Source organism: Halosolutus sp. YCN4, assembly GCF_059736495.1.
Map to the genome: position 1 here is coordinate 547,733 of NZ_JCASSM010000002.1, position 26,368 is coordinate 574,100.

At 67.3% G+C, this 26,368-nt stretch carries 25 protein-coding genes, 3 tRNA genes, 1 other RNA gene and 1 pseudogene; 18 read left to right on the forward strand and 12 right to left on the reverse strand.

Going from position 1 to position 26,368, the window contains the following annotated elements; translation table 11 throughout:
* Positions 1-378: 378 nt before the first annotated feature.
* From AC6I6X_RS08915 to AC6I6X_RS08925, 3 genes are all read right to left on the reverse strand, one after another.
* Positions 379-1,554: an MFS transporter gene (locus tag AC6I6X_RS08915; RefSeq protein WP_497930165.1), complete on the reverse strand. Its 1,176-nt coding sequence runs from the start codon at positions 1,552-1,554 to the stop codon at positions 379-381.
* Positions 1,555-1,708: 154 nt separating this feature from the next.
* Positions 1,709-2,038, reverse strand: coding sequence for a hypothetical protein (locus AC6I6X_RS08920; protein ID WP_497930166.1), 330 nt, complete (start codon positions 2,036-2,038; stop codon positions 1,709-1,711).
* Positions 2,039-2,139: 101 nt separating this feature from the next.
* Positions 2,140-3,276 (reverse strand): thiolase family protein, encoded by a 1,137-nt coding sequence (locus AC6I6X_RS08925; RefSeq protein ID WP_497930167.1) that lies wholly within the window; start codon positions 3,274-3,276, stop codon positions 2,140-2,142.
* A gap of 155 nt (positions 3,277-3,431) precedes the next feature.
* Between AC6I6X_RS08925 and AC6I6X_RS08930 the strand changes: the two are divergent.
* From AC6I6X_RS08930 to AC6I6X_RS08940, 3 genes and pseudogenes are all read left to right on the forward strand, one after another.
* A pseudogene (locus AC6I6X_RS08930) lies at positions 3,432-4,232 on the forward strand (RNA-guided endonuclease InsQ/TnpB family protein); the annotation flags it as partial.
* Positions 4,233-4,352: 120 nt separating this feature from the next.
* Positions 4,353-6,326, forward strand: a complete 1,974-nt coding sequence (locus AC6I6X_RS08935; protein WP_497930168.1) for a beta-propeller domain-containing protein — start codon at positions 4,353-4,355, stop codon at positions 6,324-6,326.
* 88 nt (positions 6,327-6,414) lie between these two features.
* Positions 6,415-7,224: a DUF5806 family protein gene (locus AC6I6X_RS08940; RefSeq protein WP_497930169.1), complete on the forward strand. Its 810-nt coding sequence runs from the start codon at positions 6,415-6,417 to the stop codon at positions 7,222-7,224.
* A gap of 211 nt (positions 7,225-7,435) precedes the next feature.
* Here AC6I6X_RS08940 and AC6I6X_RS08945 read toward each other — a convergent pair whose 3' ends face one another.
* Together AC6I6X_RS08945 and AC6I6X_RS08950 are read right to left on the reverse strand one after the other, a co-directional pair.
* A complete protein-coding gene (locus AC6I6X_RS08945; protein WP_497930499.1) occupies positions 7,436-7,939 on the reverse strand; it encodes a DUF7529 family protein in 504 nt (167 codons plus the stop codon).
* A 118-nt stretch (positions 7,940-8,057) separates the two neighbouring features.
* Entirely contained in the window at positions 8,058-8,780 is a 723-nt protein-coding gene (locus AC6I6X_RS08950) for a lipoate--protein ligase family protein (RefSeq protein ID WP_497930170.1), read from the reverse strand.
* Positions 8,781-8,799: 19 nt separating this feature from the next.
* On the opposite strand from AC6I6X_RS08950, the gene AC6I6X_RS08955 reads away from it, so the two are divergent.
* On the forward strand, positions 8,800-9,735 hold the full coding sequence (locus AC6I6X_RS08955; RefSeq protein ID WP_497930171.1) for a DUF8155 domain-containing protein: 936 nt from the start codon (positions 8,800-8,802) through the stop codon (positions 9,733-9,735).
* A 28-nt stretch (positions 9,736-9,763) separates the two neighbouring features.
* Here the strand turns inward: AC6I6X_RS08955 and AC6I6X_RS08960 are convergent, their stop codons facing one another.
* On the reverse strand, positions 9,764-10,219 hold the full coding sequence (locus tag AC6I6X_RS08960; protein WP_497930172.1) for a DUF4385 domain-containing protein: 456 nt from the start codon (positions 10,217-10,219) through the stop codon (positions 9,764-9,766).
* 92 nt (positions 10,220-10,311) lie between these two features.
* On the opposite strand from AC6I6X_RS08960, the gene AC6I6X_RS08965 reads away from it, so the two are divergent.
* Both AC6I6X_RS08965 and AC6I6X_RS08970 read left to right on the forward strand, forming a co-directional pair.
* Positions 10,312-10,797, forward strand: coding sequence for a PaaI family thioesterase (locus AC6I6X_RS08965; protein ID WP_497930173.1), 486 nt, complete (start codon positions 10,312-10,314; stop codon positions 10,795-10,797).
* 77 nt (positions 10,798-10,874) lie between these two features.
* Positions 10,875-11,168, forward strand: a complete 294-nt coding sequence (locus AC6I6X_RS08970) for a nitrous oxide reductase accessory protein NosL (protein ID WP_497930174.1) — start codon at positions 10,875-10,877, stop codon at positions 11,166-11,168.
* 93 nt (positions 11,169-11,261) lie between these two features.
* On the opposite strand, the gene AC6I6X_RS08975 is transcribed toward AC6I6X_RS08970, so the two are convergent.
* The 3 genes from AC6I6X_RS08975 to AC6I6X_RS08985 all read right to left on the reverse strand — a co-directional run bounded on the left by AC6I6X_RS08975 (position 11,262) and on the right by AC6I6X_RS08985 (position 12,569).
* Positions 11,262-11,429: a hypothetical protein gene (locus tag AC6I6X_RS08975; protein ID WP_497930175.1), complete on the reverse strand. Its 168-nt coding sequence runs from the start codon at positions 11,427-11,429 to the stop codon at positions 11,262-11,264.
* Between the two features lie 197 nt (positions 11,430-11,626).
* On the reverse strand, positions 11,627-11,788 hold the full coding sequence (locus AC6I6X_RS08980) for a hypothetical protein (protein ID WP_497930176.1): 162 nt from the start codon (positions 11,786-11,788) through the stop codon (positions 11,627-11,629).
* A 196-nt stretch (positions 11,789-11,984) separates the two neighbouring features.
* The gene (locus tag AC6I6X_RS08985; RefSeq protein WP_497930177.1) at positions 11,985-12,569 is read right to left on the reverse strand and encodes a cysteine hydrolase family protein; all 585 of its coding nucleotides are present in this window, start codon (positions 12,567-12,569) and stop codon (positions 11,985-11,987) included.
* Between the two features lie 216 nt (positions 12,570-12,785).
* Here AC6I6X_RS08985 and AC6I6X_RS08990 point away from each other — a divergent pair, with 216 nt between their 5' ends.
* Genes AC6I6X_RS08990 through AC6I6X_RS09000 form a run of 3 tightly spaced genes read left to right on the forward strand, consistent with a single transcriptional unit; the run spans position 12,786 to position 17,222 of the window.
* Positions 12,786-14,510 carry an Hvo_1808 family surface protein gene (locus AC6I6X_RS08990; protein ID WP_497930178.1) on the forward strand — a complete coding sequence of 575 codons (1,725 nt, stop codon included), beginning with the start codon at positions 12,786-12,788 and terminating at the stop codon, positions 14,508-14,510.
* Positions 14,511-14,549: 39 nt separating this feature from the next.
* A complete protein-coding gene (locus tag AC6I6X_RS08995; RefSeq protein WP_497930179.1) occupies positions 14,550-15,986 on the forward strand; it encodes an Hvo_1808 family surface protein in 1,437 nt (478 codons plus the stop codon).
* A 30-nt stretch (positions 15,987-16,016) separates the two neighbouring features.
* A complete protein-coding gene (locus tag AC6I6X_RS09000; protein WP_497930180.1) occupies positions 16,017-17,222 on the forward strand; it encodes a nicotinate phosphoribosyltransferase in 1,206 nt (401 codons plus the stop codon).
* Between the two features lie 136 nt (positions 17,223-17,358).
* Here AC6I6X_RS09000 and AC6I6X_RS09005 read toward each other — a convergent pair whose 3' ends face one another.
* The gene (locus tag AC6I6X_RS09005; RefSeq protein WP_497930181.1) at positions 17,359-17,961 is read right to left on the reverse strand and encodes a TIGR00296 family protein; all 603 of its coding nucleotides are present in this window, start codon (positions 17,959-17,961) and stop codon (positions 17,359-17,361) included.
* A 540-nt stretch (positions 17,962-18,501) separates the two neighbouring features.
* On the opposite strand from AC6I6X_RS09005, the gene rnpB reads away from it, so the two are divergent.
* Positions 18,502-18,877: RNase P RNA component (gene rnpB, locus AC6I6X_RS09010), an RNA gene on the forward strand.
* A gap of 280 nt (positions 18,878-19,157) precedes the next feature.
* Here the strand turns inward: rnpB and AC6I6X_RS09015 are convergent.
* Positions 19,158-19,230: transfer RNA gene (locus AC6I6X_RS09015), tRNA-Arg, on the reverse strand.
* 401 nt (positions 19,231-19,631) lie between these two features.
* On the opposite strand from AC6I6X_RS09015, the gene AC6I6X_RS09020 reads away from it, so the two are divergent.
* From AC6I6X_RS09020 to AC6I6X_RS09030, 3 genes are all read left to right on the forward strand, one after another.
* Positions 19,632-21,080, forward strand: a complete 1,449-nt coding sequence (locus AC6I6X_RS09020) for a single-stranded DNA binding protein (protein WP_497930182.1) — start codon at positions 19,632-19,634, stop codon at positions 21,078-21,080.
* 66 nt (positions 21,081-21,146) lie between these two features.
* Positions 21,147-21,578: a histone gene (locus tag AC6I6X_RS09025; protein ID WP_497930183.1), complete on the forward strand. Its 432-nt coding sequence runs from the start codon at positions 21,147-21,149 to the stop codon at positions 21,576-21,578.
* 1 nt (position 21,579) lies between these two features.
* The gene (locus tag AC6I6X_RS09030) at positions 21,580-22,605 is read left to right on the forward strand and encodes a histone deacetylase family protein (RefSeq protein WP_497930184.1); all 1,026 of its coding nucleotides are present in this window, start codon (positions 21,580-21,582) and stop codon (positions 22,603-22,605) included.
* Positions 22,606-22,632: 27 nt separating this feature from the next.
* Here the strand turns inward: AC6I6X_RS09030 and cca are convergent, their stop codons facing one another.
* Positions 22,633-24,054, reverse strand: coding sequence for a CCA tRNA nucleotidyltransferase (gene cca / locus AC6I6X_RS09035; RefSeq protein WP_497930186.1), 1,422 nt, complete (start codon positions 24,052-24,054; stop codon positions 22,633-22,635).
* 100 nt (positions 24,055-24,154) lie between these two features.
* Here cca and AC6I6X_RS09040 point away from each other — a divergent pair.
* The 5 genes from AC6I6X_RS09040 (at position 24,155) to AC6I6X_RS09060 (ending at position 25,907) form a co-directional block, all read left to right on the forward strand.
* Positions 24,155-24,258 (forward strand) — tRNA-Asn (locus AC6I6X_RS09040).
* Between the two features lie 216 nt (positions 24,259-24,474).
* Positions 24,475-25,059, forward strand: coding sequence for a MogA/MoaB family molybdenum cofactor biosynthesis protein (locus AC6I6X_RS09045; protein WP_497930187.1), 585 nt, complete (start codon positions 24,475-24,477; stop codon positions 25,057-25,059).
* A 136-nt stretch (positions 25,060-25,195) separates the two neighbouring features.
* Positions 25,196-25,330, forward strand: a complete 135-nt coding sequence (locus AC6I6X_RS09050) for a hypothetical protein (protein ID WP_497930188.1) — start codon at positions 25,196-25,198, stop codon at positions 25,328-25,330.
* Positions 25,331-25,391: 61 nt separating this feature from the next.
* Positions 25,392-25,499: transfer RNA gene (locus AC6I6X_RS09055), tRNA-Ile, on the forward strand.
* 168 nt (positions 25,500-25,667) lie between these two features.
* Positions 25,668-25,907 carry a DUF7563 family protein gene (locus AC6I6X_RS09060; RefSeq protein ID WP_497930189.1) on the forward strand — a complete coding sequence of 80 codons (240 nt, stop codon included), beginning with the start codon at positions 25,668-25,670 and terminating at the stop codon, positions 25,905-25,907.
* The last annotated feature ends 461 nt before the right edge of the window (positions 25,908-26,368 follow it).

Below are 26,368 nucleotides of genomic sequence, written 5' to 3' on the forward strand. Positions count from 1 at the left end.
GGTCGGCCCTGCCACGTACTGGCATATGGAACACGTGCGAGGACCGCTGTGTTCGATCGACGTCGGCGACCGAACCGCTTCGACGGAACCGATCGACGACGTCCTCGAGACGTACGTCGGCGGCCGGGGTCTGAGGACGAAACTGGCCCACGATCGGAATCCCGTTCGACGCCGACCACGAGTACCCTCGACAGGACCGGCCAGAGCAGGACGGCGAGGACGCAGAGCAACAACGCAATGATGACGTCGAGCCGTCGGCGTATCGCTTCGTCGGTCATCGAACGCCTCCAGTACCGTTCGGATGACTGTATATTCACGTGATCCGTGCGGATTTGATTCGTGTCGAAAGCGCTGCTCGATTCGGGGGCCTACTGCGGTTCAGTCCGCGGCCACCCCGGTCGTCGGCGCGTTCGGCGTTCCGGTCCACAGCCACGTCGCACCGATCGTCACCGGGAGCGCTCCCGCGACGACGACCGCGAGCCACAGCGCCCGATCGATGCCGTACAGTTCCGCGAGGACGCCCACGACGGTCGGTGCGATCGCGATCCCGGCGTAGGTCGCGCCGGTCGTCAGGGCGTTGAGCGGTCCGGTGTACTCCGGGGCGGCTTCGACGGCGTACGCCGACAGCGTCGGGAACCCGCTGGAGAGGCCCGCGCCGGCGACGAACACGGCGAGGAACAGGATGGGGCCGGTGATCCCGGAGAACGCGAGCGCGAGCGCCGGGATCGCGGGGACCGTCGCGACGAACAACAGCGCGAGGTACGGGACGCGTCCGACGACGATCGTGTAGCTGGCGCGAGCGGGAACGTAGGCCAGGAGATAGGCCGACAGCAAGAGGTTGGCCGTCGTCGTCCCGTAGAACCCGGTCGCGTAGTACGCGAGCCACGTGAAGAGAATCCCCTCGACGGACCCCACGAGTAGCATTCCGGTGCAGGCGCCGACGACGGCCGGTTGCCGGAGCAGGTCGCGGAGGGCGGCCGTCGAGAGCGATCGTTCGGCCGACATCGAGGGGAGGTCGACGCGGGCTGCGACGATCGCGGTCGGGACGAAACAGAGGGCGATGACGACGAAGACGCCCCGCCAGTCGGCGACCGCGAGGACGGCACTGACGAGTTGCGGACCGAGGACGGCACCGACCGCCCACACCAGCGCGTAGACGGTAAAGACGCGACCGCGGCGAGCGGTGTACAGGTGGCTCAACACGACCCGATCGAGGCCGCGAAAGATCCCCGCGGCACCGCCCTGCGCGAGGAGGCCCAACAAAAAGAGGACGTACAGCGGCGCGCCCGCCATCAATACGAGTGCGCCACAAACGCCGACGACGCCGAGAAGTAGGGCCCGCCGGATCCGGAGCCGACCTGCGAGAATCCCCGTCACGATCGCGGCCACGACGAAGCCAGCCGTCCCCGCGGGAGCGACCAGTCCGAGCGCGGCTTCGGAGACGCCGAAGCTGTCCTCGAGGCTGGCGAGGATCGGTCCCCGGGCCTGCATCGCGATCGCGTCCCCGAAAATGAACAGGAAGATTGCCGCCGTCCAGGCGCGTTCCCGGTCCATGCTGGCCCTTCGTCGCGCCGCTGAAAACGGTACTCATCTGGGACGAACGGGAGGCGTCCCGATCGTTCCAGTCATACGGTTTGCTGCCGCTGTGCCCCGGCGCACCCGCGACCGGTCGTGCGGGTGCGCCGGAACTGTTTGCCAGGAGACCGTATCAATCGCGCCGATCGGACTCGTCTGCCGGGTCGTCGTCCGGCGAGAGCCGATCGTCCCCCCGGGACGGCAGGGGCGCGTCGTCGGCCCGCGAGGGGTGGATGTTGAAGTTGTTCCCCCGGTACGGGTCGCTTTCGGGATCGTAGGACAGTTCGCTCCGTTCGAAGAGATAGATGAAGAAGCCGAAGATCGGGATGCAGAACGTGATCGCCGTCCACTTCTCGCGGGGTTCGAGGCCGACCCGATCGGCGTCGTAGTAGGTGACCGCGGTGAGCCCGAGGTGCCAGGCCAGCGGAACGCCGACGATCGCCGCCAGCAGGAGCGTGCTCATACCCGTCCTACGGCTCGAGGCTACTAAACTGCGGGCAATGCGATCGACGCGGCCGCCCCGTCGGGAACCGACCGTCACCGTTCCCGCCGAGACCGATCGTCTCAGTTGACGTCGAACTCGATCGCCGCTCCCTGGCCGAAGCCGACACAGAGCGTCGCGAGGCCGAGACCGCCGCCGCGCTTCTGGAGTTCGTTGATCAGCGTAACCGGCAGTCGCGCGCCGGAAGCGCCGAGCGGGTGGCCGATCGCGATCGCGCCGCCGTTGACGTTGAAGATCTCGGGGTCGATGCCGAGTTCGTCGCGGGAGTAGAGCGACTGGCTGGCGAACGCCTCGTTGAGTTCGACCAGATCGTAGTCGTCGATGTCGCGACCGTTGCGCTCGAGCAGGCCGCGCGTGGCGGGCACCGGCCCGATCCCCATGACGGTCGGGTCGACGCCGGCGACGTTGTTCTTGCCGATCTCGGCCATGATCTCGAGGTCGTGCTCCTCGGCGAAGGACTCGCTCGTGACGAGCAGGGCGGAGGCCCCGTCGGAGATCTGTGAGGCGTTACCGGGCGTGACCGTGCCGTCGGACTTGAAGACGGTCGGCAGTTCCGCGAGTTTCTCGGCAGTGGTGCCGGGACGGATGCCCTCGTCCTCGGTGACGGTGCCGTCCTCGGTCTCGATCGGGACGATCTCGTCGTCGAAGCGGCCTTCTTCGGTCGCCTCGGCGGCGCGTTGCTGGCTCCGGGCGGCGTACTCGTCCTGTTCCTCGCGGCTGACGCCGTACTCCTCGGCGACCTTCTCGGCGGTCATCCCCATCTGGAGTTCGCCCATGTTGTAGAGTTCGGCCATCTTGGGGTGGACGTTCGGGGTGTTCTCGCCCATCGGGACGCGGCTCATCGACTCGACGCCGCCCGCGATGATCGCGTCGCGGTTGCCCGCGGCGATCGCGTCGGAGGCGGAGATGACCGACTGCATGGACGAGGCACACCAGCGGTTGATCGTCGTCGCGGGGACGTCCTCGCCGAGTTCGGAGAGGAGGGCGATGACCCGGGCCATGTTGTTGCCCTGTTCGCCGCGCTGCTGGGCACAGCCCCACATCAGGTCGTCGACGTCCTCGCCGGTGAGCCCCGTCTCGGCGAGGATTTCGTCGATCAGCGGCACCGACAGGTCCTCGCTCCGGAGGTCTGCGAAGACGCCGTCTTCTTTCCCCTGTGGGGTTCGCACTGCCTCGACAACGACAGGTGTCTGTGACATACAGTACCGAATGTCCTTCATTAACTTAAATCCGGTACAACTCCCTGGAGCGGGCTGGCGGTTTACAGGCTGTCGAGGCGAATGCCACGGGGCTTGACCCCGTGGATGAAGCCGACACTCCGTGCCACCAACCATTAAGTACAACACACCGGTAATCACTGAAGAAGGAGACGACGGGTGAGTGGTACGTCACGTTCGGTCTCGAAGTCGAGGATAACGCGCTCTCCGAGAAAACCGACGTGGATGACTTGGATGCTGAGGATTGCGTTGGCATCGACCTCGGCATCACCAACTACATCTACACATCAGATGGCGACAGCGTGGACTGACTCGACCTCTCCGACGAATACGAACGACTGCGCCGCGAGCAACGCAGTCTCTCCCGAAAGGAACACGGTAGCAACAACTGGGAGAAACAACGACGCAAGGTTGCCAAAGTCAAGCGCAGAATCAAGCGGAAGGTCGAAGACTTCCAGCACAAACTCACGACGTGGCTCGTCAGGACGTATGACGCCGTGTTCGTGGAGGACTTGAACGTCGCGGGGATGCTTCAGTCCGAGGGGAATGCGCGGAACAAGCAGGACGCCGCGTGGCGCGGGTTCATCGAGATGCTGGAGTACAAGGGCGACCTGTACGGGACTCACATCATCCAAGTGAACCCTGCGGGGACGACCAAGGAGTGCGCCGAGTGTGGTGTCGAGACGGAGAAGCCGTTGTGGGTGCGAGGACACAGTTGCCCAAGTTGTGGGTTCGAGGTGGACAGGGACGCAAATGCGTCGTACAACGTTCTTTCTCGCGGTCTTCAGGAGTTAGGTCTGGGACAGGCCGAAGTTACGCGCGTGGAGACTGCGACCGCTGTGGAAACCGACGAAGACCGCCCTCCGTCGGTTCCTGTAAGTCGCGTCATCGAAACGGGAAGCCTCGGGGTCGTTCGAGAGAGCGAAGCTCTCTCGTGATGATGAGAATCTTCGATTCTCGAACCACTTGACCCCGAGGCGGTTCACGATCATCTCGAGGCTGAAATCGGCGTTTTACCTTGCGGTGTCTCCTTATTACAGTGATACGTTTTGCAGACCATGCGTGATCGAACGACACTGATCGCGGTCGCCCTCGCGGCGTTGCTCGTCGGGTCGGCTATCGGCGTCGGCCTCACGGGCGTGTTCGACGACACCAGCGCCAACGCGGCCAGGCCCGACGATCGGTCGGGATCGCCGCTCGGCGAGTCGTCCGCGGCGACCCTGTCGACCTTCGAGTCCGACGAGGCGTTCGCCGACTACTTCGACGACGATCGATCGGGACTCGTCCGGCCGGGCGAACCGACCGTCGCTCGAACCGGCGGTGACGACGCGGCGTTCGAGGAGGAGGCGGCGGATGAGGCGGAGATGGACGCCGCGGAAGGGGCAAACGGGGCTGACGGGGCGGAGACCGGCGGCGACGCTGGCGGCGGAACCGGCGGCGAACCGCGCCACTCCGAGACGAACGTCCAGGAGGCCGCGCTCGACGAACCGGACGTACTGAAGACCGACGGCGAATCGGTTTACTATTCCGACGTTCGCTACACCCAGCGGTGGGACGAGACGTCCATCGTCGACGTGAGCGAACCGGCGAACCCGGAACGGATCGGCTCGATTCCGCTCTCCGGCACGCTGTTGCTCGCGAACGACACGCTCGTCGTGCTCGGCAACGACCAGGTCGCCGGCTACGACGTGAGCGACCCCGCCGACCCCGAAGAGCAGTGGCGAGAGGACCTCGAGGCCAGGATCGATACCGCCCGCCTCTACGACGGCGACCTCTATCTCGTCCTCGTCGATCGGCCCGGGAGCGACCCGTGCCCGATCGAACCCTACGGCGATCGGGCGATCGAGTGCACCGACGTCGTCCGACCCGACGCGCCGGCGGACGCGGACGTCGTCTACACCGCCATGCGCGTCGACCCCGAGACGGGGGACGTCGACAGCGAGGAGAGCGTGATCGGTTCGCAGTCCCACTCGGCGACGTACGTCTCCGAGGAGGCGATCTACCTCTCGTACACGCGATCGACCTCGGAGTACGACCTGCTGCGATCGTACCTCCTGAGCGAGAACGGGAGCGAGGTGGTCGACGAGTCCGTCCGCGATCGGGTGCGGACGCTCGACGGCCTCGACATCTCCGAGCGAGCGAAGACGGTCGAGCTCCGCGAGATCCTCGACGACCGGTACGGTGGGATGGACGACGCGGACCGCAGGGAGGCCCAGCGGGCGTTCGACGAGGGCCTGGCGGCGTACGTCGAGGACAATCAACGGGACCTCACCCGGACCGGGATCGTCAGGATCGACATCGACGGCGACCTGACGGCCGACGGGAACGGCGAGGTGCCCGGCTACCCGCTGAACCAGTTCTCGCTGGACGAACACGACGACCACGTTCGCATCGCGACGACGATCCCCCGGAGCCACGGCGTCGACTCCGAGAACGACGTCTACGTCCTCGACTCGGACCTCGAGACGGTCGGATCCGTGACGGGACTCGGCGTCGACGAGCGGGTCTACTCCGTGCGCTTCGAGGGCGACGAGGGCTACGTCGTCACCTTCCGCGAGATCGACCCGTTCTACACGCTCGATCTCTCGGACCCGACCGATCCGATCGTCGAGGGCGAACTCAAACTGCCGGGCTTCTCCGAGTACCTCCACCCGCTCGAGGAGGAGCTCGTGCTCGGCGTCGGTCAGGAGGATCGCAAGCCGAAGCTCTCGCTATTCGACGTGAGCGATCGCGACGACCCGATCGAGCGCGACTCGGTGATCCTCGACGACGAGCGCTACAGCGACGTCAGCCGGACCCACACCGCCTTCCTGCAGGACGAGGCCCGCGGCGCGTTCTTCGTTCCGGGGAGCGAGCACAGCTACGTCTTCGGCTACGAGGGCGGCGACCTCGAGGAGGTCGCCCGCGTCGACGTCGGCGGCCGCGGCACGCGCGCGATGTACGTCGGCGACTACCTCTACGTCTTCGGCGAGGACGAAGCGGTCGTCCTCGACCAGACGACCTGGGAGGAGGAGACCCGATTCGACCTGTAACGAGGCGACGCCACGTCCGCTCGCCGCCCGGCGATCCCGGCACCGACCGAGGGGAACCCTTTTGCCGTCCGTTTGGCAATGCCAGTTCATGGACGGAGACGAGCACCCCGATCGGTCGGCCGACGACCGACGGGCGGAGATCGATCGGGACGCGGCGGATCAGGACGGCGACGGAGACGATCGGGATGGAGACGCCGACGACCCGGGACGCGACTCGATCGATGGACGACCGGACGCGACGGACCGGGCAGCGACGGATCAGGCCGGGACGTCTCCTTCCCCGGACGAGAGCGAAGACGCGGCCGCGAACGGCGGCGAAACGACGGCCGCGTCGGTCGACGACGAAGCCGTCGACGCCGAGGGGTCGATGCCTGGTGTGCCGGATCCCGACCCCGAGGAGTCAGACATCCCCGAGGACGTCCGAAAGTACGCCCGGTTCAAAAAGATGGACGGGGCCCAGTACGATCGGGTCAACGAGTTCCTGCGCGATCGGACCTACATCACCGCCCGCGAGTGGGCGATCGCGCGCCTCTGTTCGGACTTTCGCACCGAAACCGGCGTCGAGATGACGAAGATCGGTGAGAACCTGCCGGAACTCGTGCCGTTCATGACGGATACCTATACGCCGCAGGCGGTCAACCAGGCCCGCTCCTCGTTCGAGGAGAAAGTCAGGAAGGCGGGTGCGACCTTCCTCTACGGGGCGATGTGTGACTTCTTCACCGCGGAGGAACTCGACGACGTGATGTACGAGTCGACCGAGGTCGCGAAGTTCCTGCTGGAGGTCGAGGGCGTGGACCTCTCCGTCGAAGAGGAACTCGAGGCCGAAGAACGGATCTCGTCGGTGATGCGGGAGGTTCGCGAGGCGAGCGAGGACCTTCGCGAGCAAGAGACCGAGTAGCGGCGTCCGCGCCGATGGCGATCTGCGCCGTCGCCGGTTCCGTGCCCCCTGTTTCCCGTCGAGAGGTCCGTGGTCGGTGACCCGACCGGGACGTCACCAGCACGAGAGGTGTCTATTCCGGATAGTATATATTTCCCACGTGTCTCGGACCGACGAATGGGCGGGCGGCCGTCGCGTCGGCGGCGGTCGCGCGGTCTGCAGGCCGGTTCGATTACTCCTCGCTCCACGCGCGAACGTCCGACTCCTCGAGGAACAGGGACGGATCCTCGTGGGAGAAGACGAGGCGCTCCGCGGCCGATTCCGGGCGGACGTGAACCAGCAGTTCCTCCTCGGACAGCGCCCGCTCGAGGACCGATCGCGCCGCCGAAATCGAATAGGTCAGCGGGACGATGACCGCCGTCTCGTTCGTCTCGTCGCGCTCGACCGCGATCGCGAACCGCCGATCGGCACCCTCGGCCGGCAGGTAGTAGACGTTCGCCGACCCGAAGCGGCCGTCGTCGCTGTCGACGAGGGACTCGACGAGATCGTACTCGTCCGGCGACACCGTGACGTGCATTCCGGGTCGGTCGTCGTCCGCGACCGGGTCGACGGTCTCGGGGTCGAGGACGACGGCGTCCCAGCCGTTCTCCCGGTACTCGTCGGCGATCGCCGACGCGTCCGCCACCAGTTCGTCCCACTCCGGCGCAGACGTTGGCTCGCGCTTCTCGTCGCTCATCGAGACCGCCTCGCGTCCGGTCGGGTGTGCATACGCCATCGAACGGGACCCGACGGAAAAACAGTGTTCACCGACGGCCGCCGGACGGGTCCGACGGACCTGGGTCCGGATTCGCCGGTCACCGATCGTCGTCCGCGTACTCGCCGACGTCCTCGACGACGATCGAGCCGTGATCGTCCCCGACGAGGGCGGTTTCGACTGCGTTCCGGATCCGCGCCGGATCATTCGGGCCGCCCGCGGCCCGCACGCTCCCGACGGTCGCCGGGGTCAGCGGAACCCCGAGCGCATCGTAGACGTCCGCGAGGGCGCGCGCGAGTTCCTCCCGGTTGGCCACGAGCAGGATGCCGGCGACGAGGGCGGCCCCGCGCCGGACCCGCTGGGCGATCCCGACGACTTTCCGCCGTCGACCCTGCGCGTCGACCGCCGACAGCGAGTGGGTACCCGGACAGAACGCGTCCTCGGGTTCGCCGCGATCGATCTCGAGGTCGAACCCGTCGAGCGCGCGTTCGAGTGCGCCGGTGAGGCGGTCGTATCGCTCGTCGGTCCCTTCCCGGAAATCGTCGATCGGTTCGGCGCGGGCGAACGCGATGGTCGTCTCGCCGTCGTAGGCGACGGCCCGGCCGCCCACGCTCCGTTCGACGGGCGGGAACCCGTGCTCCCGGGCGGCTTTCCGGGCGCGGTCGTACCCGTCGCGGCGCGCGTCTCGGCGGCCGAAGGCCATCTGTCGGTGTGGGACCCAGACCCGGACTGCGGGGTCGCCGTCGCCGGCGACCGAGAGGAGGTGCCGGCTCACGTCGCGATCCGCTTCGATCGTCCCTGCCCGCCCCCGGAACACGTGCATGCCGGGTGCGTTCGTCTCGATGCACCTAAACGCTCCCGGCACGTCCGTGCGGACGACTGTGACGGCCGTCACGCTCCCCGCCCCGCTGTTGACCCAGTACGAGCGGTTCTCGCTCTACAACTCGCCCTACCGCGCCCACGACGAGGGCCGTGCGATCGACCTGTACCCCGGGACGCTCCGCGACGGCAGGACCACCGCCGCGCCGAGTCCCGTCTCCGGGACCGTCCTCGAGACCCGGACCGTGACGGCACCGCCGAAACCCTACGCGCCCGCTCACGATCACCTGATCCTGATCGAGTGCGAGGGACCGGGGGATCTCGCGGGGCTGACGGCCCGCGTGCTCCACGTCGACCCCGCGGTCGCGGCCGGCGATCGGGTCGCCCGCGGGGACTCGCTCGGCACCCTGGTCCGGGCCGGCTTCTTCGCGCCCTGGGTCGACAACCACCTCCACGTCGGCTTCCGTCCGCCCGATCGGAACCCCCACCGAGCGTCGGGATCGCTTCCGATCGACCTCGGGATCGACCTCGAACCGCTCCGGTGGGACGGGACCGGCACCGTCGTCGAAACCGGCGATACCTACGCCGTCCTCGACTCGCCGACCCACCCTGACCCCGGCGAAACCGTCGTCGGCGTCCGCGCGGATCGCGGCGGCGTCCTCGACGGCGGACTCCCGCACTACGATGGTGGCGGTCTGCTCGGTCAGGGCCGCTCGGTCGCGGACGGTGACTCCGTCTCGCTGAACGGCGATCGACTCGGCGTCGTCGACGGCCGCACGATCGCGTGGGACGACGTGACCGTCACCGCGAACGGCGACCCGATCACCGGCCTCTCGCTGTTTTGCGCCCGCGACACCGACTTCGGCGCGAAACTGATCTGTCCCGATCGATCGTTCGACGTCGGCGAGTCGGTCCGGGTCCGGGTCGAACGGGATCCGGAGACGGGCGCCGATCGATAGTCCCGCCAGGTCTCGTTCTGCTCCCCTGTTACTCACGGCGCTCTCGATGGCGTTCTTTCGCCCGCTGGTAGGCGTCGTCCTCGCGGACGCGCTCCCAGTACTCCTCGAACACCAGCGCCGCCGCCCGTTTGTCCTCGTCTGCCCACTGCTGGGGGTCGCGTTCGGTTCCGTCCTCGTCGTACTTGCGGCCGCCCGGGTACTTCGCGTACCGCATCGCCCGCGTATACCCCATCTGGAGGTACTTCCGGGCCATATCCATTCCGGGGAACTCGCCGCGATCGCGGTAGCGCTCGTACCGTTCGTAGATCGCCTCGGCCGACTCCCGGGCCGCGTCCGCGTCTTTGTACGCCCACAGCGGCAGCAGTTCGCTCTTGTACGGTTCGACTCTGAAGACGCCTTCCTCCCCGCGGCCGATCACGTAGGCGTCGGGCCGCTCCCGAAAGTCGACGTCGTACTCCGGTCCGTCGTCCGCCGAGTCTGGCATACGCGTTCGACGGACGCCAGACGAATGAACCTTCGACAACGGGAAACCTGCGAAACGCAGGGATCAAGACCGTCGCTAGCAGACCACGGATCATGAGCGAGGAGCCACCGACGTCGCCGGACGACTTCGACGATCTAGAGGAGTTGCTACAGGGATACATCCGGGAGTATCAGGAGTTCCTCTCCTGGATCGGGACGGACGTCGAAGCGGTCGGTCCCGGCACGATGACGCTCTCGATCCCCTACGAGGAGAAACTGACGAACGTCCGGCCCTACGCCGATTCTGACGCGCGACCGGACATCCACGGCGGCATCGCGGCGACGCTCATCGACACTGCCGGCGGGTTCGTCCTCCGGACCGAACTCGAGAACCCGATCGGCGTGAGCATCGCGACGATCAACCTGAACGTCAACTACCTCCGTCCGGCGACGGGCGACCTCACGGCGACGGCGGAGGTGATCCGCGTCGGCGGGACGGTCGGCGTCAGCCAGGTGACCGTCGAGAGCACGACTCCGGACGGGAAGACGCGCGAGGTCGCGACGGGGCAAGGCGCGTACCGCATCTTCCGACAGGAGTGACCGGCGAACGCCGCGTCTCGTGGCGACTGCCGGTCGTAGGCGACCCGTTGCACGCGGCCCCATCCTCATGCCAGACGATGACCGACGCGCTCACCCCGTTCGACCGACATCAGCCGGAGCCCGCCGAACGCCGTGTCAACCGCGGTCCGGAGGTGACGACCGTGACCCGCCGTAATCGCAATCGCTCCTCCGCCGGGGATGGGGTCGGGGCCGACGCGTTCGCGGACGCGACGACGCTCCACTACGTCGTCGGCAGCGGCGTCGAGGGTGCCACGGGCGAGGCCACCGTGCCGTTCGGCGATCGGGACGACGCCGAGGCGTTCGTCGCCGTCCACGGCGGCGAACTCCGGAGTCGGGACGATCTGCTGTGATCGGACCCGGTGACCGTACCCCCATCAGCCGCAGGAATCCGGCGTGACCGTCGGCCACGGCGATCGAGCGCGGGAACCGCCGTCCTCGTCGTATCAGATCGTGCCGTCGTCAGCCGGCGGCTCGATCGCCCCGTCGTCCGCGTACCCGGAGCGGCGGTACCGACGCCAGAGTCGGGCGTGAACGGAGAGTCCGATCGCCGCGACGAGGCCGAAGTAACAGTAGATGGTGAGTTCGATGTACGCGGGGACCGATTCGAGCATCGCGTGACCGTTCCGCCGCGTCGCCGATAGCAATCGGCCTGAACGGGTCCACGCTCTTTATACAGGGATTCAGCCCGTGACGAACTGCCGGGACTGTTGGCCGGAAATTCCGCTCGCCAGCCCTCGTACGGACTACTGTCCGTCGGTTCCGGCGCACCCGCGGACGGGTCGCGGGTGTACCGGTATAGCAATCCGCCTCACCGGTTCGAGAGCATCCAGAGGCGGAGCGTGAGGTACACCATGACGAAGCCGAACGTGGCCGCGAACAGGTACGCGCCGTCGAGCGCCGCGTACACCAGTGCGATCGCGTTCAGGGCGATCCCGACGACGTATATCGGCCGGAGTCGCCGGGTGTTCATCTGTCGGCCTCCACGCCGATCGTGGCGTTTCCGTTCAGTCCCGTCGCATCGTGACCCGCGACCGCGTCGCGATCCGGATCAGTCGTCGAGTTTGTCCGCCGCCGCCGACTCGTCGTCGGACGAGGCGGCTGGAATCCTGACATACGGGCCCGTAGGAATCCGACGGTGAAAACAGTCGCAGTTCGCGGTCGGCTGCTCACTCCGCCTCGCTCCCGAACGTCAGGTCGTCGCTCTGGACGACCTCGCCGAAGAGGAAGTCGGCGTGGTCGAGCGCGTACTCGTGGTGTTCGTCTTCGATCGCGCCGATGCAGTCCTCGACGAGCAGCGGCCGGAAGTCCCGCAGCCCCGCGCTGCCGGCGGAGTGCAGGACGCATACGTTCGCGAGCGTCCCGACGAAGACGAGGTTCTTGATCCCGCGGGCGTTCAGCCACCCCTCGAACTCCGTCTTCTGGAAGGCGTCGTAGGTGTGTTTCTCGACGACGTGATCCGCCGCCTCGACGGGGAGTTCCTCGACGATCTCCGCCTCCCAGGAGCCCTCGACGACGTGCTCGCCCCAGCGATCGAACTCGTCGTAGTAGTGGGCGTCCTCGAACTGGTCGGGCGGGTGGACGTCCCGCGTGAACACGATCCGGACGCCGGCCTCGCGGGCCCGGTCGACGAGGTCGCGGATCGGTTCGATGACCGCCTCGCTCCCCGGTGCGTACAGCGAGCCGTCGGGGTGACAGAACCCGTTTTGCATGTCGACTACGACGACCGCGGTGCTGTCTGGTTCGAGGTGCATGTGTGATGCTACGGACACGAGCGCAAAAACGTTCCCGCCCGGGATACGATTTGACTGGCCGATTATCGGCCGGTTGATCTTCGCCCGCGTCCGCGAGTTCGTCCGACCGAGGCTCCGCCTCGCGTCGGTGCGTCCGCGACCCCGCTCGGCTTGGTCGGGGTCGCCTATCGGCGGTCTTTTTGCAGTCGCTTCCGTACCGACCGCTAGCTACCGTCCATGAGATCGACGCGTGTCCCGCTGCTCGTCGCGCTGGTCGTGCTGTCACTGTGTGCCGTCCCGCTGTCGGCCGCCGGAGGTGGCGGCGCACCAACGACGGCTGCCAGCATCGAGAGTGTGACGTCTCCCACAGCCGTCGCCGGCGACCACGCCGCGAGTGCCGGCGCGAGCGGGACGATCGATCGGGCCACACCGGTGCCGGCGATCCAGGAGCGCGACGACGATCCCTCGACCGAGGACACGATCGGGTACGTCGAGGGCTACTGGTACGACGACGAGTTGCCCGTCGACGACCGCGAAGACGCCACGGTCGACGACGACGAACTCGACGCGGTCGTCTACCGGGCGATGGCTCGCGTCGAGGTGATCCGGGAGCGGACGTTCGAGGAGGAGGTCGACGTCGAGGTCCGCTCCCGATCGGCGTACCAGGCCGATCAGGAGGACCTCTTTACCGATCTCGGGCCGACGGAACGTCTCCAGGAGAACGTCAACTACGAGGCGCTGTTCATGATCGACGGCGAGACGAACGCGGTCGACGAGGCGGAGACGCTGTACGGCGGTGCAGTCGAGGGCTACTACGAACCGCAGTCGGATCGGATCGTCGTCGTCTCGAACACCCCCGACGAACCCGAACTGAACGAGGTGGTGCTCGGCCACGAACTGGTCCACGCCCTGCAGGACCAGCACTTCGACCTGACGAACTACGATCGGGAGTCGCTCGACGGGAGCAACGCCGAGAACGGGCTCATCGAGGGCGATGCCGTCACGGTCGAGCGGGCGTACGACCAGCGGTGTGGCGCCGAGTGGGAGTGTGCCCTCCCGGCCGACGGGCCGACCGAACTCCCCGACGACGTCAACTGGGGCCTCTACTTCACGATCTACCAGCCTTACGCCGACGGACCCGACTACGTCGCCCACCTGCGCGAGCAGGGCGGCTGGGACGCCGTCGACGAGGCCTACGACGATCCGCCGACCAGCACGTCCGAGGTGATCCACCCCGGCGAGGATCGCGAGCCGGCCACGATCGACGTCGCGGACCGATCGAGCGAGGACTGGGAGCAGCTCGAGATCGACGGCGAGCCGGCGACCGAAACCGTCGGCGAGGCCGGGATGGCCGCGATGTTCGCCGACGGGGCGACCGATCGGGACCGGCCGTCGGTGATCTCCAGGGACGAGTTCCTCGGAATGGGGCTGTCCGGCGGCGAGGACCTCAGGTACGACCAGCCCTACTCCGACGGCTGGGCCGGCGACGAACTGGTAACGTACGTCCCGGCCAACGCTGACGCCGACGGGAGCGACGATCCGAGCGCCGCGGCCGAGGACGCCGGCTACGTCTGGCAGACCGAGTGGGTGTCCGATGCGGAGGCCCAGGCGTTCGTCGACGGCTACCTGCAGCTGCTCGACATCAACGGTGCCGACGCCGTCTCGGATCGCCAGGATACCTACGAAATCGACGACGAGTTCGCCGGCGCCTACTACGTCGAGCAGGACGGCGAGACGGTGACGATCGTCCACGCGCCGTCGGTCGACGCGCTCGACGAGGTAGAGCAGGGTGCCGCACCCGAGGGCGACGATCGGCTCGAATTCGACGACGGTGACGACGGCGACGACGGAGCCGACGAAACCAGCGCCTGGAGCGACGAGATTCCCGGGTTCGGCCCCTCGATCGCCGTCCTGTCGCTGGTGCTCGGCACCCTCGCGGTCCGGCACGGCCGACGCCGGTAACCGTGGCACTTATCCGTCGTCGTTCGAAGGCCACAGTCGATGCGCCGGGCCAGACTCTTCGCGATCGTCGCTCTCGTCGTCCTGTCGGGGTGTACGCTGCCCGGCACGCCGGGCCAGTTCGATCCCGATCGGGACCCCGGTCACGTCGCGGGATACGCCTCCGACGAGACCTTCGCGTTCGATGGAAGTGACGGCCTCACCGAGCACCAGCTCGAGGCGGTCAAGTACCGCGCGATGGCCCGGATCGAGGTCGTCCGCGGGCTCACGTTCGACCGCGACGTCGAACTCGAGGTGATCGGCAGGGACGCGTACCGCGAGCGACGCGCGGGGAGCGAGCCGGCGTCGCAGTTCGACAACGAACTCTGGCGCGGCGCGTTCGTCGTCGACGGCGAGACGGACGTGAACGAGGCGTTCGACGACCTCTACGGTGACTCCGTACAGGGATACTACGTGAACGATCGGATCGTGATCGTCACCGACGACCCCGACGAGATCCGGATCGATCGGCGGACGCTGGTCCACGAACTCGTCCACGCGCTCCAGGACCAGCGCTTCGGGATCGACCGGTCCGGCGAGACGATCGACGAGCGCCGGGCGGAACTCGGCCTGATCGAGGGCGAGGCGAACTACCTGACGCACCTGTACGACCAGCGCTGTGGCGCCGAGTGGCAGTGTCTGGCCGATCGCGAACCCGCTGCGTCCGACCCCCGTCCGTTCAATTTCGGCCTGTTCCTCTCGATCTACGCGCCGTACTCCGCGGGGCCGCCGTTCGTGGCCCACCTCCACGAGACCGGCGGCTGGGACCGGGTCGATCGCGCCCACGAGGCGCGACCGGCGAGCACGAGCCAGGTGCTCGCGCCCGAGACCTACCCGGACGTCGAACCGGTCGGCGTGGAACTCGAGGACCGATCGAGCGAGGACTGGGATCCCGTGACGGACGACGACGGCGAGATCGAGTCGGACACGGTCGGCGAGGCGACCCTGTTCGCGACGCTGTGGGCCAACGGGGTCGTCGATCGCTCGTCGCTCACCACCGGGGCGACCGATCTTTCGCCGTACAACTACTCCGCGCCCGCGACAGACGGCTGGACCGGCGACACGTTCCGCGCCTACGCGGACGGGAGCGATCGAACGGGCCACGTCTGGCGCCTCTCGTGGGAGAGCGAGGCGGACGCCGAGGCGTTCGCCGACGCCTACCGCGACCTGCTCGCGGCCAACGGTGCCGGGCGGGTCGACGACGGCGTCTACCGGATCGACGACGGCGACTCCTTCGCCGGCGCCTACCGCGTGACCGTCACCGGCGATCGGGTCACGATCGTGGGCGCGCCCACCGTTCCGGAACTCGACGAGATCTATCCCGCCGGCGATGCAGCTACGACCGCGTCGATCGCACCCACCGCTTCCGGCAGCGGATCGCCGATCGGCGCCTCGGTCGGGAGCGCCGGATCCGCCCCGCGCGCCGCGGCAGACGGGTAGCTTTTTTGTCTCCGGTCGGAAACCGTCTGTATGTCGAATCCGTTCGGAACCGTCACGTCAGACGCTATTCTCGAGGGATCTGCGACCGACGCCTACTTCGAGCGCACCCGAGCGACGCTCGAACACGCGGGGAAGAACCCCCACGTCGTCGCGGAGGTGACGTCGGACCAGTTCTCGACCGGTGCGTTCCAGGTCTTCACCGGGGTCGAGGACGTCGCCACCCTCTTCGAGGGTCGCAACGTCGATATCGACGCCCTGCCCGACGGGCAACTGTTCGACGGCGGCCCCGTGATGCGGATCGAGGGCCCCTACCTCGAGTTCGCCGAACTCGAGACGTCGTTGCTCGGCTTTCTGTCCCAGCCAAGCGGGTTCGCGACCGCGGCGCTCGAGGCCCGCCTGGCCGCGCCCGACTCGCTCGTGCTCTCGTTCGGCGCCCGCCACGTCCACCCGTCGATCTCCTCGATCGTCGAACGCGCCGCCCTGCTCGCCGGCCTCGACGGCTTCTCGCACGTCGCGGCGGGGGAGATCCTCGATCGCGAACCGGGCGGGACGATGCCCCACGCGCTCATGTTCTGCTTCGGCGAGGGAAACCAGGCCGACGCGTGGCGGGCGTTCGACGAGGCCGTCCCCGAGGAAACTCCCCGAATCGCGCTGGTCGACACGTTCTGGGACGAGGTCAGCGAGAGCCTGCTGGCCGCCGAGACGCTGGGCGACGACCTCGACGGCGTCCGCATCGACACCACGAGTTCGCGCCGCGGCGACTTCCGGCACATCATCCGCGAGGTGCGCTGGGAACTCGATTCGCGCGGGTACGAGGACGTCGACATCTTCTGTAGCGGCGGCCTCGGCCCCGACCAGCTCCGCGACCTGCGGGACGTGGCCGACGGCTTCGGCGTCGGCGGCCACATCACCGATCGCGATCCGATCGACTTCAGCCTCGACATCGTCGAAATCAGCGAGGGATCGGAAGCTCCCTCGAGCGGTCGGACGCAGTCCGGAAACGGGGGCGAACCGGTCTCGAAGCGCGGCAAACTCTCGGGCGTCAAGGAAGTCTACCGCACCCCCGACGGCGGCCACCACGTCACGCTGGCCGATCGTGACGGCCCCGAAGACGGCGACCCGCTGCTCGAACCGCTCGTCCGCGACGGCGACGTCGTCCGCGAGTTCGACCTCGACGCGGCGAGCGATCGGTGTCTGGCCGACGCGGAGGCGGTCGGCTTCTCGGACCAAGAGTAGGGGCTCGTCGCCTCAGGCCCGTGTCTTCCGGGGGTCCGCGGTCGTCGAGATGCGACAGGTACGATCGAGACGGTGGTGCGACGTGCCCCTCACCGGTCGGGATCGGTACCGTAATCGTGAGACGAAAACAGCGTTGCTAGACCTGCTCGACGCTCCCGTCGGGATCGCGTTCGCGGAACACCTGCCCCTCGAACAGCGTGACGACCACGTCGTCGTCCTGCCAGGCCGTCGGCGGGAGACCCGCCTTCCGACAGGTCCGATCGAGATACTCGCGGGCGCTCCAGCCGTTCTCGACCGGGACGGTCGGGTAGAGCCAGCCGCTTTCGCCGCCGCCGTCGATGGCGACCCCGTGGGTGCCGAGTTCGAGGTCCGCCAGCGGATCGTCCGTCAGGACGACGTTCCTGACCGCGCAGACGGAGACGGTGAGGTTCGGGAGTTCCGAGGGACTGACTTCCGAGCCACACGAGTCCCCGCTCGCGGCCTCGATCGCCGCGTCGACGATCACGTGACCGAGCTGTTCGCCCGACCGATAGCCGCCGGCACAGCCGCGCAGGCTGCCACGGCCGCGGGTCGATTCGAGGCGCACGAACGCACCGGTGCGCTCGTAGAAGGCTTCGCGCATGCTGCCCGGTTGTTCTCGTTGCCCGTGTTCTACGTAGGATTCGACGGACTCGCGCGCGAGTTCGACTGCGCGCGCGCCGTCCTCGAAGGAGAGGTCGACGCCCTGTCGCTGGGACATACAGGTATACATAGGAATAGTCGTCCTAAAACGCTTCCATTCGCTTCGCGATCGGACCCCGACGCCGCTCGGGGAATTAATTCGCCGTTAATCACCCCGAGAACTGGATGCGGGGGCGGCCTCAGACGATCCGCGTCAGGGTCGTCGTCGGACCCGATCGCCGACGAACGCGACTTCTCACTGGCACCCCGCCCCGGCCAGTTGCGCCGCGCCCGAGACCCCCCGCGATCACTCCGCTATGCGGCGGGACGACGCGGCCGTCCAGCATGGGAACGGAGCACCGGATTTCATCGGCCGCTGTGACGACCGAGGCCGACCGCGAGGGGAGTCCACGCCGACGCCGACGAACGTCCCGTACGATCGGGGGACTTATTCGGGTCTGGTTCCTACGATCGATGGGAGAGAGAGCCTGGCTGCCGCGATGATCGTGCCGGCAACGGCGCGATCACCGAGCGTGGTCCACCCCTTCGGGATGCGCCACGCGCCAACGTTGCCCGACTCTCCGAGTCGCGCAACGCTCACAACGTGAACCGTCCCTTCGGGACGCTTCACGCCCGCGAGGAAAGTCCCCCCACCTGTTCGGGCAGGTGACCGGGCGCAAGTCCGGAGCGGGAGACCGCTGGCTCTGGAACAGAAACGACACGTCTCGGCCCGATCGATGACGCGTGCGAACCCGACCGCAAGGAAGGGGAGTTGACCCGCGGAGAGGCCGTAGTCGAGTCTCGTGGTTCGACGCCACGGACCGTGTTTGTCACGGTCGGCTACGGAGAGACGGCCGAGGAGCGATGGAACGGCGAACCCTCACCGGTGCAAGTCCGCGCCGTGGTAGCCCGAACGCCCCGCGGCGCAGCCGCGGACGGCGCGGACGCTCAGCCGAATGCCGGGACGAACAGAAGGGGGCTTACTCCTCTCACCCAGTTTTTCGTCGCCGAGCGACGGCGTTGTCGATCGGGCAGATTTGAACACGCCGAGACGTTCCGGGTCGCTCACTGCGTTCGCTTCCCGGGCTGCGACTCGTCTGCTCAAATCTCCGCGTTGGAGTGTTATACCGACGCAGACGCCTCGCTACGCTCGGCGTTGTTGCGTCGGTGAAAACGTCCTGACGGAGTCCAACGCGAACGCAGTGAGCGTTGGGCACGTCAGGACCGAACGCAAAAGCGGGCGCTGAGCAATGCGAAGCGTCCGCGATAAGTGAGCGTCCTGACGGAGATTTGAACTCCGGTCCCTGGCTCCGCAAGCCAAGAGGATAGTCCACTACCCTATCAGGACTCATCTCTTCGTAGCCGCGTGGACATTAAAGCCCTTTCGAAAGCATCCCGATCGCGCCCCGCGAATTCGATCGTGTGAGACACTGTCGAGAGTGTCGAAGTACTCGGGGTCCGTCCGCACCGCAAACTGCCGCCGTCCCGCTCCCGGTAGCGAATCCGGAACCGCATCTCGGGTATCCCGGCGATCGCGATCGTCCGGACGTTTAAATACGGAGGGGCGCTCAAACCGGGGCATGCTCCCCTCGCGTGAGCCCCGACGAAGGACGGTCCGGAGGCGACGTGGCCGCGATGCCGGTCTCGACTTCTGTACCCGTACGACGGCCGTCGAGAGCGATCGCGGTGGGTCGTCGCGACACCGAATGGACAACGCTTATGCGCGGGCTACGCATGCACGAGCATAGAATGAGCGACATCGAGGGTGTCTACGAGGATCTCGAGGCCGACGTCTCTCTCGAGGAGTTTCGCGAGGCGGTCGAGGCCAAAGTCGAGCAGATGGGGGGACTGGCGGACGAGGAGACGGCGGCGATGCTCGTCGCTCACGAACTCGGCGAGAGCGAGGTCGGCGGCGTCGCCGACGTCGAACCCGGCATGGAGGAAGCCAAGTTCGTCGCCAAGGTGACGAGCATCGGCGAGGTCCGGACGTTCGAACGCGACGGCGAGGACGAGGACGGGCGCGTCGTCAACGTCGAGGTCGCCGACGAAACCGGGTCGGTCCGCGCGGCCTTCTGGGACGAGCACGCCGAGGCCGCCACGGAGGAACTCGAGGAGGGCGACGTCCTGCGGATCAAGGGCCGCCCCAAGGACGGCTACAGCGGCGTCGAGGTCAGCGTCGACGACGTCGAACCGGATCCGGACACCGAAATCGACGTCGCGGTCGCGGACACTCACACCGTCGAGGACCTCTCGCTGGGCCTCTCGAACGTCAACCTCGTCGGGCTCGTCCTGGATACCGACGCCGTGCGCACGTTCGATCGGGACGACGGTTCCGAGGGGAAGGTCTCGAATCTCACCCTCGGCGATTCGACCGGTCGCGTGCGCGTCACGCTCTGGGACGAGCAGGCCGACACGGCCGAGGATATCGAGGCCGGCACCACCGTCGAGGTCGTCGACGGCTACGTCCGCGAGCGCGACGGCTCGCTCGAACTGCACGTCGGGAACCGCGGGGCGATCGAGGAGGTCGACGCGGACGTCGAGTACGTCCCCGAGACCACCCCGATCGAGGACCTCGAAATCGGCCAGACGGTCGACATCGCGGGCGTCGTTCGATCGGCCGATCCCAAGCGCACGTTCGATCGGGACGACGGCTCCGAGGGCCAAGTCCGGAATATCCGCGTCCAGGACGCGACGAGCGACATCCGCGTCGCGCTCTGGGGCGAGAAAGCCGACATCGACGTCGGGCCGGGCGACGAGGTCGCGCTGGCCGACGTCGAGATCCAGGACGGCTGGCAGGACGACCTCGAGGCCTCCGCGGGGTGGCAGTCGACGGTCACCGTCCTGGATACCGACTCGGCCGGCGACGACTCGGCCGCCGAGAGCGGCGGAGACGGCGCGAACAGCGGTCTCTCGGCGTTCGCGGACGACGGAAATGGCTCGGAGTCGGCGACCGCCGACGGCGCGGACGAGTCCGGATCGACGACCGACGCCGACGGCGCGAGCGACGCCGACGACCCCGCGAACGGCGAGGAGATCGAGTTCACCGGCGTCGTCGTCCAGGCCGGCGACCCGGTCGTGCTTGACGACGGCGAGACAACGATGAGCGTCGTGACGGACGCGGACGTCGGCCTCGGCGAGGAGGTAACCGCCCGAGGGGTCGTCCGCGAGGGTCGTCTCGAGGCGAGCGACGTGTTCTGAGGGCGCGAGCAGGCCGATCGGCCGATTAGGAAAAGCGTTAAGGGACTCAGCTTCGCGTATCTGTACATGAACGTCGAACTCCCGTTCGCCCCGGTGGATACGATCATCCGGCGGAACGCGGGCGATCTTCGGGTGAGTGCCGACGCGTCGAAGGAACTCGCAACGCGGATCCAGGAACACGGGAGCGAGCTCGCCATCGAGGCCGCCGAGCGAGCGACCGCAGACGGGCGCAAGACGCTGATGGCGGAGGACTTCGAGGTCGAACAGGTCGTCGACAAGGACGACCTCGAACTCCCCGTCGCACCCGTCGACCGGATCGCACGGCTCGAGATCGACGATCGGTACCGCGTCTCGATGGACGCCCGCGTCGCGCTCGCGGACATCCTCGAGGACTACGCGGACAACGTCGCCCGTGCGGCGGCGATCCTCGCCCACCACGCCGATCGGCGAACGATCACCGAGGCCGACATCGAGACGTACTTCTCGCTGTTCGAGTGAGATGCGCTTTGGCTACAGCGAGCTCTGTCTCGCACACGATCCCGGGTCGCGCCACCCCGAGTCGCCGGACCGGCTCCGCGCGATCCGCGAACGGCTGAAGCGGAAACACGGCGTCGAGTACGTCGACAGCGCCCCCTCCGACGTCGATCGGCTGGCGACCATCCACGACCGCGACTACCTCGAGTCGGTCAGGGAGTTCTGCGCCGAGGGCGGCGGAAGCTGGGATCCCGACACGAGCGCCGTCGAGGAGACCTGGGACGCGGCCCGCAAGAGCGCCGGGCTGGCCTGCTGGGCCGTCGACGAGGCGCTCGACGGGGCGACCGGCCGGGAGACGCCGTTCTCGATCGGCCGACCGCCGGGCCATCACGCGATCGAAGACGACGCGATGGGCTTTTGCTTCGTCAACAACGTCGCGGTCGCGGCCCAGTACGCGCTCGACCACGACGACCACGACGTCGAGCGGGTCGCGATCGTCGACTGGGACGTCCACCACGGCAACGGCACCCAGGACATCTTCTACGACAGGGACGACGTCTTCTTTGTCTCGCTCCACGAGCAGGGGCTGTATCCCGGCACCGGTGCCGTCGACGAGACGGGCGAGGGCGACGGTGCGGGGACGACGATGAACCTCCCGATGCCGGCCGGCACCGACGACGTCGAGTATCTCGCCGCGTTCGAGGGGCCGATCCGGGACGCGCTCACGGCGTACGATCCCGACCTCCTGCTCGTCAGCGCGGGGTTCGACGCCCACCGCCACGACCCGATCTCGCGGATCCGCCTCACGACCGAGGCCTACGCCCTCATGACCGATCGGCTGCGCACGCTCGCCGACGAGACCGACGCCGCGTTCGCGTTCGTCCTCGAGGGCGGGTACGGACTGGACGTGCTCGCCGATAGCGTGGCCATCGTCCACGAGACGTTCGACGGCCGAGAGCCGATCGAACCCGGGGCCGACGTGAGCGAGAAGGCCGAAGAGGCGATCGAGGCGGTCGTCGAGGAACACGATCTCGACGTCGACCTCGAGTGACTCGGACGACGCGATCGAGTATCTTCCTCAGGGTACCGGTTCGAAATAGGCCGCGAGTTCCGACTCGAACTCGGGCAGCAGTGCCGTCACCTCCTCGCCGACCAGCACGTCGTACGCGTCCTCGAGCGTCGTCTCGACGTGGGCCCCGAGGCCAACGTCGAAGAGCCGAGCGCTCGCGACGAACTCGCGGGCGGTGGTGAACTCGCGAGGTCGTTCGGTAACGTACCGATCCTCGGCGATGAACGGCCCGTAGGCCTTCGGGTCGTCGGCGTAGGCCTCGTAGAACCCCTCCGCGTGGTCGCGGACGTGGACCGGGGGCCCGCTGTGGCGTTCGACGGCTGGGCGTTCGGCGACGGCGAGTTCGACGAGGAGGACGGCCGTCTCGTCGGCGAACGTCGCGGCCCGGAAGACGTCGAAGCCGCGGTCGTCGAGTCCGTCGGTGACGCCGTCGAGGGACTTGCGCAGTTGCGGATAGAGCTGATCTTCCACGAGGTCTGGGGCCTCGAACCGGATCGCGATCGGCGTCGTTCCCCGACGGTCGACGTGCGCCCGGAGGTCGGCGGCGTCGATCGGGTCCGGCGTCGCGGGTTCGAAGTGATCGGCGGACGGGTCGGCGAGGAACTCGCGGGCGTAGTGCTGGAGTCGGGCGACGTTCTCGGCCGCACAGACCGCCGCGACGTTTCGCTCGGGATCGGTGGGATCGATGACGACGAGCGGATCGTCGAACTGACGGTCGGCGTCGCCGCTTTCCGGCCCGTGATCTTCGGGATCGAGTTCCACCGGCGGCTGCCAGTCGGCCGCGGCCTCCAGCAGCGATCGGAAGCCGCCGTACTCGAGGACGAGCAGTTCGGTCAGGTAGCCGCTGAACCCCCGGGTCCGGAGGTCGCTGCCGTACGCGCCGATCCCCTTCAGGAACTGCTTCGCGAGTCGCACGTCGTCCGCGAGAGCGTCGTCGAGGCGCTCCTGGAGGTACTGCGTGTGAAACGGGGTGCGATCGACGGCCGATCGGATCTCGGTCGCCGACTCGAGCCGGAAACAGGGGACGACGTCAACGTCGAACCCTTCGACGGTCCCTTTCACGTACGGGTGTTCGGCGTACTCCTCGTGGCCCTCCGGGAGGGTCTCGTGGCCGACCGCGAGGCCGTACCGTTCGAGAGTTTCCCGATCGAGGTCCGGCGGGAACCGCACGAAGATGTCGATGTCGCGATCGCCGCTGATCCACGTGTTCCGGGCGGTCGAACCGACCTGGACGACGTCGGCGTCCGGACAGCGCTCGGTCGCGGCGGATTCGGCGCGCTCGAGCAGTCGATCGGCGACCGATCGGAGCCGGCGGCGTTCCTCCGGGTCGGGGTCGATGCGATCGCGCACCGCCGCGACGACCGACTCGACGTCGGCCGGGGCCGACTCGCCGTCGTCGCGATCGGCGTCTCCGTCGCTCTCGTCACTCATTGGCGGTGGTACTCGCGCACCGAGGGAAAGTGTGTCGAACACGGGCACGGGGCGGAGAAAACGAAAGCCCTATCAAATACACCCCACTACCAAAAGATGAGCCGAAGTAGCTCAGATGGTAGAGCACCTCGCTGTTACGGTGATTCAGGTCATCTGATCGCCGCAGATACGAGGTTGTCCCAGGTTCGAGTCCTGGCTTCGGCGCTTTTACGGAACCGACATCTCGAGAGGAGCGATAGCGCCGAGCGGATCCAGTTTCCGTAACCGCGAGGCGAGGCGGACTCGAACGGCCACAGAAGCGCGGGCGGGCGACGGCCGCGATCGCCGTCTGCGCGGATGTGGGCCACGGGGTGGCCGGTCTCGAGGCGAGCGCGTCGATCCGGGGGAGCTATTATCGCCCTTCGGCGACGACGTACGCCCATGGCAACGGATCGACGCGATCGCCGGAGTACAGACGACCACGGCCACGACGTCATCGACCCGCTCTACGTCGGGATCGTCACCGTCTCGACGTCCCGCGCCGCCGCCGATGACCCGGACGACCCGGGCGGCGACACCATCCAGGAGTGCTTCGAGGCCGAGGGCCACGAGATCCGTGAGCGCGTGCTGGTCCGGGACGACTACTCCTCGATCCGCACGGCAGTCCGGAGCCTCGTCGCCCGCCGGGACATCGACGTCGTCCTGACGACCGGCGGCACCGGGGTGACGGCCGACGACGTCTCGCCCGAGGCGACTTCGTCGCTGTTCGAGCGCGACCTGCCCGGCTTCGGCGAACTGTTCCGATCGCTCTCCTGGGAGGAGGTCGGGACGCGTGCGATGGCCTCGCGTGCGACGGCCGGCATCGCCGTCGACACACCTGTCTTCTGCCTCCCCGGGAGCACGGGCGCTTGCGAAACCGCCTGCGAGGAGTTGATCGTTCCCGAGGCACCTCACCTGGTGGGGCTCGCGACCCGACATCAGCAGGAGGCGACGGACCAGTCCCTCTCGGCCTTCCAGTCGGAGTAGTCCGCCTGACCGAACCAATTCGGGGGCCGATCGCGGGGCCCAAAGCGCGGCCGGGCGGTCGTCGTTTCGCTCGTCCGGACCGTTCATCTGCGCCGCACTGGCCTTTATTGACATTGCGGGGCTAGGTACACCCGTCATGTGCCACTGCTTCGAGGACGTCCGAAACCTGTCAGCGGCGGAGCGAGAAGAGATACTCGATTCCCACACGCGCGAGGAACTCGAGGCCGAACTGGACACGGCGGAACTGGACGCACTCGAGGGTCCGGCATAGATCGGTGCCGATCGGCGGACAGTAAGCGTTAATTATCGTTCGGCGTGTTCGTATTTCGTACGGGCCCTTAGCTCAGTCTGGTAAGAGCGCTCGGCTCATAACACGGTCGTACGATCGTGAGTCCGTGTGGGATACCGAGTGGTCGATGGTTCGAATCCGTCAGGGCCCATTCGCAAAAAACCCGAAGCGTGGCCGAAACGAATTCGGCCGGTAATCGGGGCCTCATACACTCGGGAATCCTGTTTTCTCATTCAGGAACACCCCTCTCAAAACCTGAACCGAACCAGCCACTGGTTCCGGGTCGTCGCCGTCCTGCGAAATTCGTGTCCGAAACGGGGTGGTCGGCGTGACGGCCGCGCAGTGGTCTCCCGGTGATCGATCGACGTGCGAGCACTGCGGTGCGCATGTCACCGATCGGTTTCGTCGCGTCTTCGGTGACGATCGCGATCGGGCCCACCGCTGTGGCGAGTGTAACTCCGACGCTCGACTGAGCCGCGGTTCTGCCGCTGGCGTCGACGTCCCGGTCCCGGACCCGGAGACGAGTCCCGGCCGCCACGGAGGTGAGGCCGATGCGTGACGGACTGTTCGTGCCGGCGAGTCGGCTGTACGATGTCGAGAGTCGGACGCCCACAGCCCATTCAGCCCATCAGGCAACCGATGAGCAAATTCGGCAGGCGATCGAGAAGCAAGAGCGAGCGATTCGAACCGATGGCGGTTGCTCTATCGACAGTGCCGAACGGAGCAAGAAAATACCGTCCGGAACTCCGTTCTCTGCTTACAGCGGGAGCGACCACTCGTGTCTACAGTTGGCACAACGGAAGCCCGCCGTTGCTATCCCGTCGACAACGTATTTTTCGAGTAATTCCCCCAGTCCCTCGTCGCATTCAGGGCAACAAGCGTTCATCGGCATCCCGTCTAGCGACGAGACGGGGTTAACTCCAATTCCCAATTGTATAGGTGTCCAAAATAATGAACGACCTTGCGATGCTGTCCGGTCACGGCACGCGGAAACTGAAGATTCGTCTTCACAATCTGAGA